Source organism: Pedobacter sp. Leaf250 (assembly GCF_920984735.1).
Lineage (GTDB): Bacteria > Bacteroidota > Bacteroidia > Sphingobacteriales > Sphingobacteriaceae > Pedobacter.
The window spans coordinates 40,784-61,214 of sequence record NZ_CAKLBU010000026.1 but is presented as its reverse complement, the minus strand read 5'-3'; the positions used below and the strand labels follow the sequence as shown (position 1 = coordinate 61,214).

18 protein-coding genes and 1 pseudogene are annotated in these 20,431 nt (G+C 35.5%); 13 read left to right on the top strand and 6 right to left on the bottom strand.

The features are described from left to right. The 3 genes and pseudogenes from LUA91_RS18655 to LUA91_RS18645 all read right to left on the bottom strand — a co-directional run. Nucleotides 1–383: pseudogene (locus LUA91_RS18655) on the bottom strand (IS4/IS5 family transposase); the annotation flags it as partial. A gap of 185 nt (nucleotides 384–568) precedes the next feature. After that, a complete protein-coding gene (locus LUA91_RS18650; RefSeq protein WP_231427622.1) occupies nucleotides 569–766 on the bottom strand; it encodes a cold-shock protein in 198 nt (65 codons plus the stop codon). Nucleotides 767–769: 3 nt separating this feature from the next. Beyond that, the gene (locus LUA91_RS18645) at nucleotides 770–955 is read right to left on the bottom strand and encodes a cold-shock protein (protein WP_231427621.1); all 186 of its coding nucleotides are present in this window, start codon (nucleotides 953–955) and stop codon (nucleotides 770–772) included. A 443-nt stretch (nucleotides 956–1,398) separates the two neighbouring features. Between LUA91_RS18645 and LUA91_RS18640 the strand changes: the two genes are divergently transcribed. Together LUA91_RS18640 and LUA91_RS18635 are read left to right on the top strand one after the other, a co-directional pair. Then, complete coding sequence (locus LUA91_RS18640; RefSeq protein ID WP_231427620.1) at nucleotides 1,399–2,034, top strand: HAD family phosphatase; 636 nt, start codon at nucleotides 1,399–1,401, stop codon at nucleotides 2,032–2,034. 8 nt (nucleotides 2,035–2,042) lie between these two features. After that, nucleotides 2,043–2,363 (top strand): DUF962 domain-containing protein, encoded by a 321-nt coding sequence (locus LUA91_RS18635; protein ID WP_231427619.1) that lies wholly within the window; start codon nucleotides 2,043–2,045, stop codon nucleotides 2,361–2,363. 382 nt (nucleotides 2,364–2,745) lie between these two features. Here LUA91_RS18635 and LUA91_RS18630 read toward each other — a convergent pair whose 3' ends face one another. Next, the gene (locus LUA91_RS18630) at nucleotides 2,746–3,933 is read right to left on the bottom strand and encodes a proline dehydrogenase family protein (protein WP_231427618.1); all 1,188 of its coding nucleotides are present in this window, start codon (nucleotides 3,931–3,933) and stop codon (nucleotides 2,746–2,748) included. A gap of 92 nt (nucleotides 3,934–4,025) precedes the next feature. Between LUA91_RS18630 and LUA91_RS18625 the strand changes: the two genes are divergently transcribed. The 10 genes from LUA91_RS18625 (at nucleotide 4,026) to LUA91_RS18580 (ending at nucleotide 14,833) form a co-directional block, all read left to right on the top strand. Continuing rightward, a complete protein-coding gene (locus tag LUA91_RS18625) occupies nucleotides 4,026–4,232 on the top strand; it encodes an RNA-binding S4 domain-containing protein (protein WP_010599515.1) in 207 nt (68 codons plus the stop codon). Further along, complete coding sequence (gene aroB, locus LUA91_RS18620; protein WP_231427617.1) at nucleotides 4,232–5,290, top strand: 3-dehydroquinate synthase; 1,059 nt, start codon at nucleotides 4,232–4,234, stop codon at nucleotides 5,288–5,290. The genes LUA91_RS18625 and aroB overlap by 1 nt, the downstream gene beginning before the upstream one ends. Before the next feature lie 3 nt (nucleotides 5,291–5,293). Then, nucleotides 5,294–6,247, top strand: coding sequence for a sterol desaturase family protein (locus LUA91_RS18615; protein WP_231427616.1), 954 nt, complete (start codon nucleotides 5,294–5,296; stop codon nucleotides 6,245–6,247). 325 nt (nucleotides 6,248–6,572) lie between these two features. Continuing rightward, a complete protein-coding gene (locus LUA91_RS18610; protein ID WP_231427615.1) occupies nucleotides 6,573–7,610 on the top strand; it encodes an IS110 family transposase in 1,038 nt (345 codons plus the stop codon). A 904-nt stretch (nucleotides 7,611–8,514) separates the two neighbouring features. Further along, the gene (locus LUA91_RS18605) at nucleotides 8,515–9,348 is read left to right on the top strand and encodes a prephenate dehydratase (protein WP_231427614.1); all 834 of its coding nucleotides are present in this window, start codon (nucleotides 8,515–8,517) and stop codon (nucleotides 9,346–9,348) included. A gap of 122 nt (nucleotides 9,349–9,470) precedes the next feature. Continuing rightward, the gene (locus tag LUA91_RS18600; protein ID WP_231427613.1) at nucleotides 9,471–10,610 is read left to right on the top strand and encodes a chorismate mutase; all 1,140 of its coding nucleotides are present in this window, start codon (nucleotides 9,471–9,473) and stop codon (nucleotides 10,608–10,610) included. A 212-nt stretch (nucleotides 10,611–10,822) separates the two neighbouring features. After that, entirely contained in the window at nucleotides 10,823–12,082 is a 1,260-nt protein-coding gene (aroA, locus tag LUA91_RS18595; RefSeq protein WP_231427612.1) for a 3-phosphoshikimate 1-carboxyvinyltransferase, read from the top strand. 72 nt (nucleotides 12,083–12,154) lie between these two features. Next, nucleotides 12,155–13,252: a chorismate synthase gene (aroC, locus tag LUA91_RS18590; protein ID WP_231427611.1), complete on the top strand. Its 1,098-nt coding sequence runs from the start codon at nucleotides 12,155–12,157 to the stop codon at nucleotides 13,250–13,252. Nucleotides 13,253–13,351: 99 nt separating this feature from the next. Further along, nucleotides 13,352–13,960, top strand: coding sequence for a DUF1684 domain-containing protein (locus LUA91_RS18585; RefSeq protein ID WP_231427610.1), 609 nt, complete (start codon nucleotides 13,352–13,354; stop codon nucleotides 13,958–13,960). Nucleotides 13,961–14,080: 120 nt separating this feature from the next. Beyond that, on the top strand, nucleotides 14,081–14,833 hold the full coding sequence (locus tag LUA91_RS18580; RefSeq protein WP_231427609.1) for a LytTR family DNA-binding domain-containing protein: 753 nt from the start codon (nucleotides 14,081–14,083) through the stop codon (nucleotides 14,831–14,833). A 24-nt stretch (nucleotides 14,834–14,857) separates the two neighbouring features. Here LUA91_RS18580 and LUA91_RS18575 read toward each other — a convergent pair whose 3' ends face one another. Further along, a complete protein-coding gene (locus LUA91_RS18575) occupies nucleotides 14,858–17,209 on the bottom strand; it encodes a tetratricopeptide repeat protein (protein WP_231427608.1) in 2,352 nt (783 codons plus the stop codon). A 204-nt stretch (nucleotides 17,210–17,413) separates the two neighbouring features. Then, complete coding sequence (locus LUA91_RS18570; RefSeq protein WP_231427607.1) at nucleotides 17,414–19,837, bottom strand: thiamine pyrophosphate-dependent enzyme; 2,424 nt, start codon at nucleotides 19,835–19,837, stop codon at nucleotides 17,414–17,416. A gap of 167 nt (nucleotides 19,838–20,004) precedes the next feature. Here LUA91_RS18570 and LUA91_RS18565 point away from each other — a divergent pair, with 167 nt between their 5' ends. Continuing rightward, nucleotides 20,005–20,406, top strand: a complete 402-nt coding sequence (locus LUA91_RS18565) for a DUF1573 domain-containing protein (protein ID WP_231427606.1) — start codon at nucleotides 20,005–20,007, stop codon at nucleotides 20,404–20,406. Nucleotides 20,407–20,431: the final 25 nt, after the last annotated feature.

Below are 20,431 nucleotides of genomic sequence, written 5' to 3'. Positions count from 1 at the left end.
CTTATCAGATTGTACTTCTCTGTTTCTGCTTTATCGTAAAGACTGGAAAAGCGTTCGTAAATATACTCATAGATTTCTTTAAAGTAATTGGGGTCGATTTTTGAAAGCCTTTCGGAGATAGAGCTACACCGTATTTTTTCTTCTTCACCTAATCCAAACAAAGCCTTGAAACCACTGCTGTTAAAAGTATCTTCCAGGGTTCTCTGACTCAATTTCTCATTATCAAAAATACAGAACAGGAGCAGATAAAACATTTTTTCACCATGCAGCACTTTGCTGTAGTAATCCACCTTCGTGGTTGCTGAAAGATGGCTCAGCAAGGCCTTTGGAACAAACTCTAAAATTTGCTTAAATGAGATTTTATGGTCTTTAAAAACTGACATACTTAATTGATTATCAGCCTATAAGATAAGAAAACAAAACAACAAAAACAAATTTAAAATTCTGATAATCAGATGTTTATGATGATAATTCATTAATTAAAAAACAAAAAAAGTCGGAAGAAAAATCTTCCGACCACGACTAACTAATTAGCCTGCTTTTTATATAATTTTAAATAATTATCAATCTAGGATTTTAAAACAGAAACTTTAATAACTTCTACGTTACTGTTAGAAAAATTAAGATCAAATACAACAATATTTTTAGTCTGTATTTTATCTATTAAACCTTGAGCAGAAACAACTAAATCTCTTCCACCGTTTGAAGGTGTTATCAAGCCTAATCCCTGTTCATCATCGTAAAACTTAACCGTCCCAAGTCTCATTGCCTAAACTAGTTTTACATTAACAGCATTAAGTCCTTTTTTACCTTGAGTAACTTCAAACTCAACTTGATCATCCTGATTGATTTTATCTACCAATCCTGTAATGTGAACGAAGATTTCTTCTCCATCTTCAGATTTAATGAAACCAAAACCTTTTGATTCATTATAAAATTTTACTGTTCCTTGCATTTAATTTTTGAACGTTTTAGATTCTATAAACATATCAAAAGAAAAAAGGTTTGAAAAATTTAATAGATAGGGTGAGTATTTTAATAGATAAACCTATTATTAATGATGTTTAATAAAAAAATATATCATGAAATTTAAAATCCATGAGATATTATCAATGTATGGAGATCAATTCCTTGTTAAATTTTCTTACTGGCAAAAATTAACCAGAAAACTGAAATACCACTTAATATAAATATAACGCCGAGTATAAAATTTATTCTATCATCCATTTTGGTAAGCTACTAAAATTCTGATGACATTCAGATGATTTAATTCATATACAACTTATAGGGTTAGGTTTTTTACGACGCTATTAAAATTAGCTGTCCTTATTGTTATTAAATATCAATTTTAGTAACCATTAATAATTATTTGAAGATATTTGTCGAAAATTAAAGCAGATGCAGAATATTAAAAACATCATTTTTGATTACGGAAACGTAATTTTCGATATAGATTTTAGAATAGCGCAAGATTCCTTTAAAAAGTTAGGCATTACTGATATTGAAAATTTCTTTGCACATAAATCTCATAATCAATTGTTTGACGATTTTGAAACAGGTGCAATTTCACAGTCAGAATTTCGCGACGGCATTAGAAAAGCTGCAAATAAACCTGAACTTACAGATGCACAAATTGATGAGGCCTGGAACAGCTTATTAATTGGAACCATTCAGGAAAACCACGATCTGCTCTTAAAAGTTAAAGATAAATACCGTACATTTTTATTGAGTAATAATAACGAAATCCATTACGATTGGATTATTAATTATTTACAAACCACCTTTAAGCTTAATAACTACGACGACTATTTTGAGAAAGCTTATTTTTCTCAACAGATGAAACTGCGTAAGCCCAATACCAATATTTTTGAGCAGGTTTTAAAAGATACCAACCTTAACCCTGCTGAAACATTATTTATTGATGATAGCCCTCAACACATTGAAGGTGCCAAAAAAGTGGGTTTGAATACACTTTTAATGACTGATAAACCAGCACAACTGGAATCTTTTTTAAAAGCGAACGGAATTTTGTAAACAATGTTATGGCAGAAAAGAAATATAAATCATTAAAAGAGTTTTACCCTTATTATTTAAGTGAGCATACTAACACAGCTTCGCGTATTCTTCATTTTATAGGTACTGGTTTAGTAGTGTTAGCTTTCTTTACGGGATTTATGTTTCATAACTGGCTTTTCTTTTTGGCAATGCCTGTTTTAGGTTATGGATTTGCCTGGGTTGGGCATTTCTTTTTTGAAAAAAATAAACCCGCAACATTTAAATATCCAGGTTATAGCTTAGCCAGTGATTTCATTTTGTTTTATGATTTGCTAACTGGAAAGCAAGGGTTTGTTGTGAAGAAATAACATGTTTCAACGTTTAATTTTGCTGCTACCTGTAACCGTCATTAACATGAATTTATTTCAGCATCTTAATTCTGTAATTCGTTAGCGTTTGCATTCCGCTAAATGAAAATTTTTTCCCACGGAAATACGGAAAGAAATATTGGAAATTAAGTACTGCACTAAATTCTTAAACCCGATTGGAGCGAAAATACTTTTTGTATTATATTTCAAACAAGTTAGAACTGACAATAACAAAAAGATTGTAGCAAAAAGCGGGACTGTATTTTCAAAAGAACCAAGCACTTTTATTTCCAAAAAAAAACACTTGGTGATTTTGCTTAAATCAGGCTCATTTTGTATTAGAAGAATCTGCAATCTATTAACAGATTCTTAAGAATAACAACTAAAGTTTTCTTCTTTTCAATTCCCTTTCTATCAATCCCAATTCTCTTCCTGTTTGCCCAGCAACCGAAGTGTTTTCCTGCGCTCTTCTAAACAAATAGGGCATAACGGCTTTAATCGGGCCATAAGGAACATATTTTGCGACGTTGTAATTTGCATCGGCCAAATTGAAACTTAGGTTATCGCTCATGCCCAATAACTGTGCGAAATATACATGAGGATGATTATGAGCAACATTTTTCTCATTTAATAGATAAGTTAACAGGCGACTGCTATCTTCATTATGCGTTCCGCAAACAATGGCAATTTCTTCTATATGATCTACACAATAACGCAACGATTCATTATAATCTTTATCAGATGATTCTTTATCCTTCTGAATTGGCGATGGATAACCCATTTCGGCAGCACGTTTGCGCTCTTTTTCCATATAAGCACCACGAACCATTTTAACGCCTAAAATAAAACCTGCGGCTTTAGCAATCAGGTGGTCAGCTTTCATATCTGCCAGTTTATCGTGGCGATACATTTGATAAGTGTTGTAAACAATAATTCGCTCTTGGTTAAATTTACGCATCATATCCAAAGCCAATTCGTCAATTGTATCCTGAATCCATGTTTCTTCAGCATCGATCATAACCGGCACACCCTTATCAAAAGCAGTGCGACAAATCATTTCGCAACGTAATTTTACTTTATCGAATTCCGCTTTCTCATCAGCGGTTAACGTTTGCTTTGCGTCTAACTTTTCTAATAATGCAAAGCGACCAATACCTGTAATTTTAAAGACAGTAATTGGGATGTTAGGGTCGCCATCAGCACGAAGAATGGTACGGATAATTTCCTGACAAGTTTCATCAAATACGATTTCTTCTTCTTCACCTTCAACAGAATAATCTAAAATAGTTCCAACGCCACCTTTAGCCAATTGAACAATGGCTTTATCGCATTCTGCAATGGTCTCGCCACCGCAAAACTGCTGAAAAATGGTGGCTTTTATGGCGCCTTGAATCGGCAAGCCAATATTTAAAAAGAAATTAGTTATAGCTGGCCCAACTTTAGTTAAGAAATTGCTACCAATCATTTTAAATAACCAGAATGCCTTTTTTAATTCGGCGTTAGTTTTTTGTCGGAAAGCAACTTCCGTATTGTCGAAATTAGGTTGTTTATTGGGAATAGAATCAATCATTTGATGTATAATAAGTCAGATGGATGCAAAATTATAAAAAGCATCCATTCTACGAACGTAAAACATCGAAATAATCGTATTTTTGCAGCAAAATGATACAATTCAAATTAGAGGGCGAGTTTATTCCATTGATCCAGCTTTTAAAAGCAACTGGCTTGGTAGGTACTGGAGGCGATGCGCAAGCTGCTGTAATGGATGGCTTAGTAAAATGTAACGGAGAAGTCGAATTTCGCAAACGTTATAAAGTTAGAGTTGGCGATATCATCACTTTTGAACAAGATAAAATCGAAATAATATAATGGAAACCTTAACTAGTGCAGGCCATTCGCTTTATTTCGAAAGCAGTTTAAACGCCTTAAAAATACTGTTAGAAAGCAATAAATACAGTAAAGTTTTTATTCTTGCTGATGAGCATACAAGCGAAATCTGTTTGCCTGTTTTTCAATCGATGATGGATGATTTTGCTGATTTTGATTTAATTGAAACCTCTGCTGGCGAAGAAAATAAAAACATCGATTTTTGCATCGGTATTTGGAAAACCTTGCTTGATTTTGAAGCCGACCGCAAAAGTTTGATGATTAACTTAGGTGGTGGTGTAATTACCGATATGGGTGGTTTTATTGCCTCAACTTACAAGCGTGGTATTGATTTTATTAATGTTCCTACTACCCTACTATCGCAGGTTGATGCCTCTGTAGGTGGCAAAACTGGGATTGATATTGATAATGTGAAGAATATGGTGGGCACATTTACCTTGCCCCAGATGGTTTTTATCGAAACAAAGTTTTTAGAAACCTTACCTCAACGCGAACTTTTATCGGGTTTTGCAGAAATGATTAAACATGGTTTAATTTATGATAAGGCCTATTATGAAAAATTAAAAACTACCGATTATTTAACGCCATCAGCCGAAGATATCTACCGATCGGTAGAAATTAAAAACGAAGTGGTTACTATAGATCCGCATGAAAAAAATCTGCGTAAAATTTTAAACTTCGGTCACACTATTGGTCATGCTGTAGAAAGTTATTCGCTCGCTAACGATGAAAACCCACTTACTCACGGCGAGGCGATTACCATTGGTTTTGTTTGCGAGGCAGCTTTATCCATCAAAAACAGCGGATTAACAAAAGAAGAATTTAAAGATATCAGCGGCTATATTTTATCGTTATATCCAAAATATCATATTCAACAAGAAAGTTTCGAAACGCTTTTAGAATTAATGCAAAGTGATAAAAAGAATGAAGATGGAAATATTCTGTTCTCTCTTTTAGAAACGACAGGCAAATGCACGTTCAACTGCCGTGTAACCAATGCCGATATTTTGAGCAGTTTGGATTATTATAATAGTTTATAAAAAATGAAGTTTACCGGAAGTGATATTTCTGTTGGCGGCTTATTTGGCTTTGTAATCGTTTTAACCTTGGTTGAAATGTATTTCAGCTATGCACACGACAAAAAATTATATACCAAACGCGATACCTGGACCAATATTTATTTGATGATTGCCGCTGTAATCATTAATTTAGGTATGAAAACAGCCACTTTCTTTTTATTAGAATACTGCTACCAGTTTCGTTTATTTCAAATCTCAAACGTTTGGATTTATTGGTTGGTTCTGATTTTAGCACAAGATTTTCTTTATTGGTTTCTGCATACAGTTGGTCATTATGTGCGTTTTTTCTGGGCCATGCATGTTACCCATCACTCATCAGAGCATTTTAATTTAACAACTGGTTTTCGTTCAACCGTATTCGAACCTTTATACCGGGTATTCTTCTATCTACCACTTGCTTTTATGGGTTTCACTGCAATGGATATACTTTTTGCGTATCTGGTCACTCAAATTTACGGCAACCTGGTCCATACTCAATATAAAATCAACTTCCCGAAATGGTATGAGTATGTTTTCGTCACACCATCACACCATCGCGTTCATCACGCCAGCAATGTGCGTTATCTGGATAAAAATATGGGTATGGTGTTAATTCTTTGGGATAGAATGTTTGGCACTTTCCAGGCTGAGTTACCTGAAGATGAAATCAAATATGGCTTAACCACGCAACCTAAAGATACCGGTCCGGTTAACATTATTTTCCATGAGTTTATTGCACTTAAAGCAGATGTTAAAAAGGCACCAACTTTTACGGATAAGGTTAAATACTTGTTTAATCCACCAGGCTGGAGTCATGATGGCAGCACCAAAATTGCGAAAATAATGCAGCAAGAATTACACGAAGCTGAAGAGCAAGCCAAGAATAACAACGTTAAAGATTTTAACGAAAAACAGCGAACGCTAAGTTCAACAGGATAATATTTAAAACGGTTTGTATTTTACAGACCGTTTTTTGTTTTATAGCTGTAAACTAAAGTCATTCGATAAATATTGGCATTTTGCAGATATTCATCGGATGACTAATTTTTTAAAGATTTTGGAAATGTAAGGTTCGGTTCATTTGGCTTATGTAGCCCTGCTATCCATTACAATCTTTTTGTTGTTGCCAGTAATGGCTTGTTGAGTACCTGCAACAAAAAGTATTTTCATTTCTATCAGTATCTATGTAATAAAGTGATCTTAGTTCGAGTGGTCTTTTGCAAGCCACAATAGTTAAATTTATATAAACAAGAGAACTAAGATCATGACAAATTTAGCAGAAAAATTAGATTTTAGCGGTCACACGATAAGCTGTGGTATCGATGTGCACCTTAAAAGTTGGACCATCTCCCTCTACTTAGGTAAGCAGTACCTTAAAAGTTTTGTTCAGTCTCCTCCTTCTGTTGAGGGGCTTAGGAATTTTCTTCTAACCAGTTACCCTAAGGCGAATTATGAATGTGCCTACGAAAGTGGATTCTGTGGGTTTTGGATACAGCGTGCTTTTGCTGCCCTATCGATAAGCTGCATTGCGGTGAATGCAGCGGATGTTCCCAGGACTGATAAGAGTACGAAGAATAAGAACGACAGGAATGATTCCCGGCGAATAGCAGAGGCACTTCAGGCTGGCCAGCTGGAAGGTGTCTATGTTCCTGATCCTGAGCTTGAAGCCGATCGACAACTTGTACGTCTCAATGAGCGTTACAGTAATGACCTCACCCGGGCAAAAAATAGGATAAAAGGGCTTCTACGCCTGATGGGTATTGAAATACCCCATAGATTTGCAAAGGCCAATTGGAGCAATGCATTTGTGGAATGGCTAAAACAGATTAGCTGTGGGGAGTCGAGCATCAGAGTTGTGCTGGACAGGCAGATCTCGATAATGGAAACCATCAGATCTGAGAAACTAGATACCTTAAAGGAGATACGCAAACTCATGTGTAAGGTACGTTATCAAACTATTTTCAGGCTGCTCTGCTCAATACCAGGCATAGGGCCCGTAACAGCCGCTGTGCTGATTGTAGAAATTGTTGACGTTACCCGTTTTGAGAATTCAGATAGGCTCAATTCATTTGTTGGGTTATGCCCAATGCAGCATTCCTCAGGTGAAGACGATAGAAAAGGAAGTATAACAACAAGACAGCACCGCCGGCTTAGGTATTTACTTGTAGAGTCTGCATGGGTGGGTATAAGAACAGATCCTGCTTTAACCCTGTGCTACAGCAGATGGTCTGCAAGGATTGGTTCCCGCAGGGCCATAATCAAAGTAGCCAGAAAGCTATTACAAAGGATAAGATATGTCTGAATTCATTCGGTACCATATGTGCCGGGTCTGGTCAAATAAAAACGAAACTAGCTGTAAAGATATGATAGACTGCTTTCTAAACCTTGCGCGTCAACCTGCTTTAATCAGTGTGCGGCTATCTTTAAACTTGAGTATTAATAAATACCTGCGGCAAATTAATGACCGCTAATAGGAGGATATAGCTAAGTTTTTAATATTTTTATAAAATAACAGCTTCTGAGAGGCATTAATATAAATTCTAGATAGAGCCAATTCTCAGGGCAAGGGCATTATTTTGCTCATTAAAAGGGAATAGCTTTCAAAGCCACTGGAAAAAGAGGTTTATTCATAGGAGGTTTAGGAACAACGAACTGCTTCTTTGGAAATATTTTTACTTTCAACATAACAATTCGATTTACAACCTAATAATTATAAAGTAATCGGGACTCAAATTTTCACCCAGCAAAGCCCTACCACACAATCTCCGTTCTACTTAAATCCGGCCTAACAAATTTTTGGGGATGCACTGTATGTGCCAAAGCAGAAACTTCAAAACAAAAATTTTCAGCCGGCAATTTTGTTTCTTTTGTTGTCAAAAGAAAAAAGCCCGTCTGGCTAAGACAAAAACACTCTACCCCCTCAACCTCCACATTCCCCCATTTCATACCCATCTCAAAAACGGCCTAAATCAAACAAAATTAAATTTTATTAAAAATAATTTCATTTTCCTATTGACAAATTAAATTTTGTTATTAAATTTGGCTCATTCAAAAAACAAAAATGAAATTATTCAACACATATTACTTTGGTTACTTTTACTATTTTAGTAAGAGCCGGGGCTAATATGCAAAAAGATATATAACAATATTAAAATGTATAAAAAAGTCCCGGCAAACAGCCGGGACTTTTTTTGTTTTACGCAAAAATGGAAACGACAAAACGAGTAGCAATTCAAGGTATTAAAGCATCTTTTCATGAAGAAGCAGCTTACAAATTCTTTGGTAAAAACATCGAAACTGTAGAATGCAATTCATTTAAAGAAACATGCGACAAGCTGGAAAAAAACGAGGCTGACTTCGTAGTAATGGCTATTGAAAATTCTATTGCAGGAAGTCTGTTACCAAATTATACCTTAATTCGCGATTATGGTTTCTCGGTAGTTGGCGAGGTTTATTTGCCAATACAATTGCACTTAATGGCATTGCCAGGTGTGAAATTCGAAGATATCAAAATCGTAACTTCTCACCCTATCGCCATCCGTCAGTGTATCGATTTTTTTTACGATTACCCGCACATTAAAATTGTAGAAAGCAATGATACAGCTGCTTGCGCAAAACGTATTCAGGAAGAAAAACTAACCGACACGATGGCTATAGCAAATAGTTTAGCCGCAGAGCTTTATGGGTTAAACATATTGGAGCGCCGGGTAGAATCGAACAAGAAAAACTATACCCGTTTCCTCATCCTGAAAAAAGATAAAACAGACGAGGGAAAAAAAATAAATAAGGCTTCAATCTGTTTTCAGGTTGGTCATAAAGCTGGCTCTTTAGCAACAGTATTAAATATCTTTGCAGAACAAGAAGTAAGCTTAACAAAAATACAATCTATGCCGGTGTTGGGTAAAAGAAATGAATATTATTTTTACGTCGACTTAGAATGGCCAAGTACCGAAAAGTATGATAAAGCCATTAGAAAAGCATTAAAATACACTTCGAATTTTAATATCCTCGGAGAGTATCAAAAGAACGATAAAGTATAAATAAGTCGGAAGTCCTGAGTCAGGAGTCCGAAGATAAATAGTAAGAAATATAATAACTAAAATCAAAATATAACTCCGGACACCCGACTACGGACTTCGGACTAAAAAACAAGCCATAAATCATGAAACTTAATTTAAACATCCAACCTTTAAACACTTGGTTAAACGTTAACAACGAACCATTAATCATCTCTGGCCCTTGCAGCGCAGAAACTGAAGAGCAATTATTAACTACAGCACATTTATTAGCTGCAACTGGTAAAGTATCCGTTTTAAGAGCAGGTATCTGGAAGCCACGTACTCGTCCGGGAGAGTTCGAAGGTATCGGAAGTATTGGTTTAGAATGGTTAAAACGTGCAAAGGCAGAAACTGGTTTACCAACGGCTGTTGAGGTTGCAAATGCAAAACACGTTGAAGAGGCTTTGGCTGCAGGCGTAGATATTCTTTGGATTGGGGCTCGTTCTACAGTGAACCCATTTACTGTTCAGGAAATTGCCGATGCTTTAAAAGGTCATGATGTTCCTGTATTAATTAAAAACCCGGTTAACCCTGATTTACAATTGTGGATTGGTGCGATCGAGCGTATTAATGGTGCTGGTATCACTAAAATTGGTGCTATCCATCGTGGTTTTTCTTCATTCGAGAAGAGCTCTTTCCGTAACGAACCAATGTGGGAACTTGCTATTCAGTTGAAAACTTTATGTCCTGAATTGCCAATTATTAACGACCCAAGTCACATTTGCGGTAACCGTGAGTTAATTCCTTACATTTCTCAAAAAGCATTGGATTTAGATATGCAAGGTTTAATGATCGAATCTCATGTCGATCCTTCAGTGGCCTGGACAGATGCTAAACAACAAGTTACGCCTGCTGCATTATCTGAATTGGTAGACCGTTTAACCGTTCGTGAGCCTGAAGCACCAAATGAAGCTTTTGCTGATAAACTAGCCGATTTACGTAAATCAATCGATAAAATTGATGACATCTTATTGCAAAAATTAGGTGAACGTATGGCTATCGTAGAAAAAATCGGCGAATTCAAACGTGATAATCAGGTAACAATTTTACAGGTTAACCGTTGGGATGCCATTATCAAGAAAGGACATGCCTTTGCAAAAGCTTTAAAGTTAGATTTGAACTTCACAGAAAAATTCCTAGAATTGATGCACGGCGAATCTATCCGTAAACAAACTGAAATTATGAATGCTGGCAAAGCTGAAAAAGGAATTGCTGCAGAACAACATACAGTAGTTTCAAAATAAGGTAAAGGGTTTAGAGGTTTAAGGTAGAGGGTAAAACCAAAAACTTAACAAAAAACCTTTTCTCCACGTCATTGCGAGGCACAGTTTATCCCGACACTTCGGGGTAGCAATCTTAAAACGGTAGCTGCAAAATCAAAATGATACTATAAATTACAATGCATTGTCAGTCGGAAACGTCTGACAATTGCATTTAAGAATAAAACCAGAATACAATGTCAAAAAATGCCTTAGTTTCTTTTAAAGGAACCAAGAATATTAATACGGAAATCCAGTTAACTGGCTCAAAAAGCGAATGCAACAGAGCCTTGATAATTAGCGCTTTAAGCAATAAATTGGTTAAAGTAGAAAATCTTTCGAATGCTGCTGATACGGTAACTTTGAATGATATTTTAAATAATTTGGAAGAAGAGTTAGAGGTAGAAATTGAAGAATCTAAAACCGTTGATGTTGGTCCTGCGGGAACAGCGATGAGATTTCTTTCAGCCTATCTATCTGCAAAAAACGGCAATTTCTTATTAACTGGAACCGAGCGCATGAAACAGCGCCCGATTGGTATTTTGGCGGAAGCGCTGAAAACTATTGGGGCAGAGATTTCTTATGCAGAAAATGATGGGTTTCCTCCGTTGAATATTGTTGGCCCTTTAAATCAAAAAACCGCTGAAGTTAAAATTAAAGGTGATGTGAGCAGTCAGTATATTTCAGCATTGCTAATGATTGCGCCTACATTGCCTCAAGGTTTAACCTTAGATATTGAAGGAGAACTCACTTCAAAGCCATATGTAGATATGACTTTGGATATGCTGGCTGAAGTTGGTATTGAACATTCTTGGAACGGAAATTCGATATCAATAAAACCCCAATCTTTTCAGAAAGGAACGTTAATTGTAGAGCCCGATTGGAGCGCTGCATCATATTGGTACAGCATCGCAGCGTTGGCTGATGAAGCTGAAATCAGTTTACCTGCATTGAAAGAAAAAAGCCTGCAGGGCGATAGCCAGATTCAAAAAATCATGAAGATTTTTGGCATTGCAACTGAAAAAACTGAAAAAGGAATTTTGATCAGCAATTTAGGTTTATCATTAGAAACTAATCAAGTTCTGGATTTAAAAACCTGCCCTGATTTGGCGCAAACTATTATAGTTATTGCTGCTGCTCTAGGTAAAAATATGTCGTTTACCGGATTAGAAACTTTAAAAATTAAAGAAACTGATCGAATTGCTGCGCTACAAAACGAGCTTGCGAAAATCGGTGTAACTTTAACTGAAGATAATTTTGTTTATACACTTAATACTGACGAACTTCATTTCCCCGAAAAAATTACAATAGCTACTTACGAGGACCACCGCATGGCTATGGCTTTTGCACCGCTTGCATTACTAATCAACGAAGTTGAAATTGAAGAAATGCAAGTTGTAGAAAAATCTTATCCATATTTTTGGGAGGATTTAAAAAAGGCAGGGTTTTCAGTATAAGAACAAGGATAAAAGAGCAAAGATTAAAGACCACAAAACTTACAACTTATAACCTAAAACTTTTAACTCAAAATGGCAGGCAACTCATTCGGACAACTTTTTCGCATCACCACCTTTGGGGAATCTCATGGTGTAGCCATTGGGGTAATTATTGATGGCTGTCCGGCGCAATTGGATATTGACATGGATTTTATTCAATCAGAATTGGATAAACGCAAACCTGGTCAATCGAAAATTACTACACAAAGAAAAGAAAGCGATACCGTTCAAATTTTATCCGGAATATTTGAAGGAAAAAGTACAGGTACACCGATTGCGTTGTTAATTCCTAACGAAGACCAACGTTCTAAAGATTATGGTCATAATGTTGATGTTTATCGACCAAGCCATGCAGATTATGTTTATGATGCAAAATATGGCATCCGCGACCATCGCGGTGGTGGGCGTTCATCTGCCCGTGAAACTGCTGCCCGTGTGGCTGCTGGTGCAATTGCAAAATTATTTTTAAAGCAACAAGGCATCGAGATTTTTGCCCATGTAACGTCAGTTGGCACCATTGAAGCGCCAAATTTAGAAAGTAACGATTTATCAGCTTTGCTGGATATTAGAGAAGATAATATTGTACGTTGTGCCGACCCGGCAACAGCGCATGAAATGATTGAATTTATTGATTCTGTTAGAAAAGACGGCGATACTGTTGGTGGGAAAATTGGTTGCGTAATTAAAGGTTGTCCGGCAGGTTTAGGTGAGCCCGTTTTCGATAAGTTACACGCCGATTTAGGCAAAGCCATGTTAAGCATTAATGCTGTTCATGGTTTTGAATATGGCTCTGGCTTTGCAGGAAGCGAGTTAAGAGGTTCGCAACACAACGATATTCCTCAACCGAAAGCTGCCGATTCAAAAATTTTTAAAACCACCACAAATTTTGCAGGTGGTATTTTAGGTGGCATTTCAAACGGAATGGACATCACTTTTAAAGTCGCTTTTAAACCAGTTGCTACCATTATGCACAATCAGCAAACCATAAATGCTGCTGGTGAGGCATCAGAAATTAAAGGCAAAGGTCGCCACGATCCTTGTGTGGTTCCAAGAGCAGTTGTAATCGTAGAAGCTATGGCTGCTTTGGTTTTGGCCGACCAGTTTTTAAGAAACAAAGCGAGTGTAATTTAAAATCCGTCATTGCGAGGTACGAAGCAATCTCACTAAGGAAAAGATTGCTTCGTGCCTCGCAATGACGAAAACATATAATTCATTCAATTACAACCAATTATGAAACTCCTCCCTATCCTACTTCTCTTCATCAGCTTAAATACTTTTGCTCAATCCTACTCCGAGCAAATAGCCAAGCATCGCGAAAGCTACAAACAAGATTTTATCAAAGAATCGAATTCGCCGTTAAAAGAAAGTGATTTACAAAATCTTCATTTCTTTGAGGCAGATAGCACATATAAAATTTTAGCAGATGTTGAAATTTTAAAGAATGAAAAGGTTTTTAAAATGCCCACGTATGATGGAACAAGCAAGGAATTTTATCGCTATGCAAAAGTAAATTTTAAAATAAACGGCAAAGCAATCATTATGACTTTATACAAAAGCATCGCACTGGCTAGTAATCCGATTTATAAGGATTTACTCTTTTTGCCATTTACCGATGAAACAAACAATAAAGAAACATATGGCGGTGGCAGGTATATCGATTTAAGCTCGAAAGAAATCATCGATAATAAAATTGAAATCGATTTTAATAAAGCATACAATCCTTATTGTGCCTACAGCGATGGCTATCGCTGCCCAGTTCCGCCAGAAGAAAATGATTTACAAATCGCCCTTAAAGCCGGAGAAAAAACATATACAGGAGAGAAAAAACACAGGAAATAGAGCAGAAAGAATAGCGTTAGAATTATTAAAAATATTTTATTCTAATCGACATAATTTTAGAGTATATTTAAAACAATACAGTGTTAAGCCTGTATTATTATAAATTTAACAAATTGAACAATGTTGTATAAATGTATTATCGTTGATGATAATGAAATTGAAAGAGATGCACTGGAAATGCACCTTAAAAAAATTCCATCACTAGATATAATAAAAGTGTGTACTAGTGGAATCGAAGCAGCGAGTATATTATCCAACACTGATATCGACATTGTATTTTCTGATATTGATATGCCCGAACTATCGGGAACGGCATTATTAAAAAGTATAAAACAAAAACCTCTATTTATTTTTATCACCTCACATAGCGAGTATGCTGTAGAAAGCTATGATTTAGATGCAATTGATTTTGTGGTAAAGCCGGCCACATTCGAAAGAATTTTAAAAGCAGCAAATAAAGCCATCGAATATCTTGAATTAAAAAAGCAATTTATAAATGATGGAACTGATCATAATGAATTCAAAAATGATCAAAATGATTTCTTTTATTTTAAGGAAACCAAGGGAATTACCAAACTGAAATATAATGATGTTATTTATATAGAAAGTATGGGTGACTTTTCAAAACTATTTACAAGTACCGATAAGCACATAATATTAGTAAGTTTAAAAAATTTAGAAAAGCAACTTCCAAAAGAAATTTTCGCACGTGTACACAAGCAATATATCATTAACATAAATCATATTGCAACATTAACCAATCATGAGGTCCATTTAGATTTCAATTTTGTTGTTCCGATTAGTGCTGCAAATAGACAGGAATTAATGGAAAATTCTATTGACAAAAAAATCCTTTCCAGGTTTATCAAATAATTAATCTATTAAAAAAGGGGCATATTATTTTGGTAGGGTAATGGTAAATATTGTTCCGCCACCTTCATTTTGCCCAACCTTTATTTCACCCTCCATCAAGGTTATAAATGTTCGGCAAAGCATTAATCCTAATCCTGTTCCCTTTTCATTATTAGTTCCTAAACTACTTTCACCTGCACCTAAATATTCAGATTTATTAAAGTGATTAATCTGACCCATACTTAATCCAACACCAGTATCGGCTATTTTAAGTTGTACATTTTCGGAGTTTGTGATTGCGCATATATCAATCCTCCCATTTTCAGGAGTAAATTTTATTCCATTGTTCAATAAATTTCGAATGACAAGAGAAAGCATATTAGCATCTGCTTTGCATAAAATTTGTTCGGTTAAATTATTGGCAACAGTAATATGCTTTTGTTTAGCCTGATCCTGTAATGATTGTGCCACTTCTGATACCAAATCGCGAATATTTAAAACTTCCAAATGCGGATTGAAACCCTGCATCTGACTTGCGGCCCAATTCAACAGATTCTCCATCATGGTTGAAGTATAGCTTAAGTTATTCCTCAAAGAAGAGGCATATCTTGTTAATTTATCCTGCTCAATATTTCCACCTTCCAATAGTTGAATAAAAGATATGAGTGAATTTACAGGTGTTCGCATATCATGACTTACCACACTGAATATTCGATCTTTTACTCTACCCAATTGCTCTAATTCTCTTTTTTGTGTACTGATGATAATATTTAAGCGGGTTGTTTTTCGTTGATTTAAAAAGATAAGAAATGCAGTTAAAAGAAGTAGCGTAATGGCCACAGTAAGAAATATTTTCACCCGCCAATCAAATTTGATTTGCTGTTCTTGCCTAATTATTTGCTTATCTCTTAATGAGGTTTCATATTTAGCCTGTAACTTTGCCCGTTCGAACTTGTTCTGTTGCAATTGGCGATCCATTTCTAAATCAGCCTGTTTCTTTAAAAATGTTAAGCGTTGAAGCGTTTTTTCCTTATCACTTAATGCCAATTGTTGTTGTTTTAAATAAAGTTCCTGTTGCTGTTGTCTCGCCAACAAAACCTGTTTCTGTAGCTCTACATCTGTTATTTTCTGCCGAAACTGATAATCCTTTTCTTTAAAACCGAAGTCGATCTGCATCTGTCTGCGGGTAATTTCTCTTTCCTTATCTCTATTAAAAATTTGGTCCTTTACAATGATATATTCTTTATAAAAAGCTAAAGATTCATCATATTTATTTAACCCTTCATAAACATCGCTTAAGCCTAATGCCGATTTCTTCTTGGTTTCTAAAAGGTTATTTTCTTTCGCAATATCAAAACTGTTTGAATAAAGTACTACTGCATTATCAAAATCTTTTTGTTTGTGGTAAAAGTTACCAAGTGCATATAAACATTCAGCATACAAATTTTTATCATCTCCCAGCTGACTAATCTGAATGGCTTTTTGATAAGACTTTAGTGCTAAATCATTTTCACCAGTTTCATTATAAACGTTTGCTATATTTCGCTTATTTGAAGCAATTAATCCATTATCCTTTAATGATTCGGCTATGGCCAAAGATTTTTCAAAGTTGAAGAGTGCAATTTGTAGCCTTTCTTTATTTGAGTTTCCCATCTTTGCCAATTCTTCTTTCGAAGCGTCAAAATAAGCTGAACCAATTAAGTTATATACCACCGAAACACCCCTAACGCTGTTATCATCCTTCATAAAAACTTTAAGCGCCATTTGAAGGTAGACTAATGATTGACTCGCCTTTCCGAGATTTTGATAAATGCTTGAAATATTTGTGTAACAGCTGGCCAGGTCTGGTTCATTTCCTAACTTTTCATATATGGCTATTGCTTTTTGGTTTACTTCAAGAGATTTTGCATAATCTGGTATGTTGGCATACATGGCTCCCAAATTTAGATAAGTGCCGGCCACCATATCTAAATCTTTAAGCTGGTTATACTCATTTATTGCAGAAACATAGTTTGCTTCAGCCTTAACATAGTTTGTTCTTCCATGATAAAATAAGCCTCTTCTGTAATAAGTAATGGCTGCAAAGTTTCTGAGTTTTAACTGCTGGGCCAATTGGATGGCACGATCGGTGTAATCTTCTACACGATCTACATCTTTCATCCGCATGTACTGCCGGTATACTTCAATAAGGAGTTTAACCTTTACCGAGTCGAATTGATTGTAATTCTGGTTTATGGATAATAAGCTATCCAGCCGCTTTTGTTGTTCTGCTGTTTGGGCAGATGAAAGCAATGGGAATAAGAGTGAAATAATAACAAGTATCCTGAATAGCCAAAAAGCTCCATACATTTCTGTACGTGATAATCTTAACCTATTATTTCCAACTGATCTTTTCAAAATATTAAATACTAAGAAAAGTTAGTGTAGGAAATGTTATAGCATAAATAATGCGATAATAGACTTTTGAAAGCATAATATAGGGAATAATAGACTTTTAACCTTGTAAGATAAATGTTTAATACAAAATTAACAAATAATCAAATTTTTTTTTGATCAAAATGCTTTAAGCGATTTATATATTCCTATTTTTCTTTACGTTATTTAGTAGATAGAAGGGTATTTAGAAGGATTTGCATCATGCATCATTCCATATATGGTTTCAATAATATCATCAACTGATGGCTTACTAAAATAATCTCCATCCGATCCAAAAGGTGGGCGATGCGCTTTTGCAGTTAAGGTTTTAGGTTGACCATCCAAACTAAAATATCCTTTCTGATCTTCTAATATTTTTTGCAGGATATAAGATGATGCGCCTCCGGGAACATCTTCATCCACAATTAAAAGCTTATTTGTTTTTGCTAATGATGATGAACAAACATTCGTCTTATCAAAAGGCAATAAGGTTTGAGGGTCGATGATCTCTACAGAAATACCCATAACAGCCAATTCTTCGGCTGCCTCCTGAACCAATCTTAAAGTTGAACCATAAGAAACCACTGTAATATCATTCCCTGATTCCAAAACTTCTGCTATGCCAAGAGGTATAGTAAATTCACCAACATTATTTGGGAGGCTTTCTTTCAAGCGATAACCATTAAGGCATTCTATCACTACAGCCGGTTCATCAGCTCTAAAAAGCGTGTTATACATCCCAGCAGCTTGAGTCATATTTCTCGGAACACATAAATGCATTCCTCTTAACGAGCCTAATAACATACTTATTGGTGAACCAGAATGCCAAACGCCTTCTAAACGATGCCCTCGGGTACGAACAATAACCGGTGCTTTTTGAATCCCTTTAGTTCTATAGGATAATGAAGCTAAATCATCGCTTAAAACATTTAATGCGAAGATTAAATAATCCAAATATTGAATTTCAGCAATGGGCTTTAATCCCCTCATAGCCAATCCAATACCCTGCCCCATAATGGTCATTTCGCGAATACCAGTATCAGTAATCCGTAATTCGCCATATTTTGCCTGTAAACCAGCAAATCCCTGGTTTACATCCCCAATATTTCCTAAATCTTCACCAAAGGCAACCAATCGCTGGTCGCGGGCAAAATTTTTATTAAAACAAGCATTTAATATTTCTCTACCATCGACCATTTTCGATTGATCATCGTATACTGCATTGATAATTTCAATCTGGTCAGGAGCATCCTTACCATCTGTATGCAGTTTAGAGTTGTATCGCTCGTAGTTTAAAGTGTTTTGTGCTTTATACCATTGAAGTAATTCATCTCTTTCTGGTGATGGAAATTTGGTTGATAAACGGATTGCCTTCCTGGCCGAAGTAAATACCTCTCTGCGTTGTGCATCGGCAGTTGCAGCCAACTGAGCGGCGATTTTTGCCAACTCTGGCTGATGTTTAACCAATCCGTTAACAAGATCGATTACTTGTTTTTGTTCTGGTTTTATACTATCTAAAAACTCGTTCCAAGCCTCTTTTTGTGCATTGCGAACAAATATTTTTGCCTTTTTTTCTACTTCTGCAATTTCTTCTTCGGTTGCTACAGCCGAATCAAGCATCCATTCACGCATTTTTAAGATGCAATCGTGCTCGTTTTCCCACGTTAAACGGTCTTTAGATTTATATCTTTCATGAGAACCCGAAGTAGAGTGTCCTTGCGGCTGCGTAAGTTCGGTAACATGAATTAATACAGGCACATGCTCTTCCCTACAAACTGCAATTGCTTTTTCGTAAACTTCGCATAAAGCAGGATAATCCCAACCTTTTACTTTATATATTTCGTAACCAAGCTGTTTTGAATCTCTTTGAAAACCTTTTAAAACTTCAGAAATATCTTCTTTGGTAGTTTGATATTTAGCAGGAACAGAAATTCCGTAAGCATCATCCCAAATAGAAATTGCCATAGGAATTTGTAGCACACCAGCAGCATTTATGGCTTCAAAAAATACCCCTTCTGATGTGGATGCGTTACCAATTGTACCAAATGCTACTTCATTTCCATGAACAGAAAAGTTTTTTAAATAATCTAATTCTTTGTTGTTCCTAAAAAGTTTCGAGGCGTAAGCTAAACCCACCAATCGGGCCATTTGCCCACCAGTAGGGGAAATATCAGATGAACAGTTTTTGATTTGGGTTAAATCATTCCAGCTTCCGTCTTCATTAATTGATTTGGTTGCGAAATGGCAATTCATTTGTCTTCCTCCAGAAAATGGATCTGCTCCATTTGTAGGATTTGCATACAATTGCGCAAAAAATTCTTTAATTGTAGAAATGCCTGTAGCAAATGCAAATGTTTGATCCCGGTAATATCCGGAGCGCCAATCGCCATTTTTAAAAGCCTTAGCCATTGCCACCTGAGGTACTTCTTTACCATCGCCAAAAATGCCAAATTTAGCCTTCCCTGTTAACACTTCCCTACGCCCTAAAACACTAGCTTGTCTGCTTTCAAAGGCGATTTTATAATCATTGATAACGATACTTTTAAAATCGTTAAAACTTAATTCGGAACGGTCAATAGAGTTGGTTATAAATTTTTCATCATGCATCATAATCAAATATTGGTTGCGGCAAATATATACAAAATTAAAAGTTTGCCTTTATCTTCAATTGTAAAATTATATATGGAAAAGCAAAATTTAATTGGAATAGTTTTTGTTTTAAGCTGAAAACATTAAATTTGTTTTAATAAGTTTTAGAAAAATAATTTCAATATAACATGAAAAAGATCTTAGTATTATTCGCTTTTGTTTTAGGTTTTGGTATCGCAGCAAACGCACAAGCTAAACCAGCAGAATTTAAATTCGAATCAGAAACTCACGATTTCGGAAAAATTGCTTTGAACAAGCCGGTTACTTATGATTTCAAATATACTAACGTTGGTGAGGAACCATTAATTATTACCAAAGCGGAAGCAAGTTGCGGTTGTACAGTTCCAAAATACACAGTTACACCAATTAAAAAAGGAGAATCTGGTGTTATTTCAGTTACTTTTAACGCAGCAGCTGGCCCATCACCTTTTTCGAAAGCAGTAACCATTACTTCAAATGCTAAAACGCCAATTAAAGTGCTTTATATTAAAGGAGAAACAGTTGCAGCTACTTCTGCCAGTTCAAAATAACATTTAAATTAAATAATATTTAAAA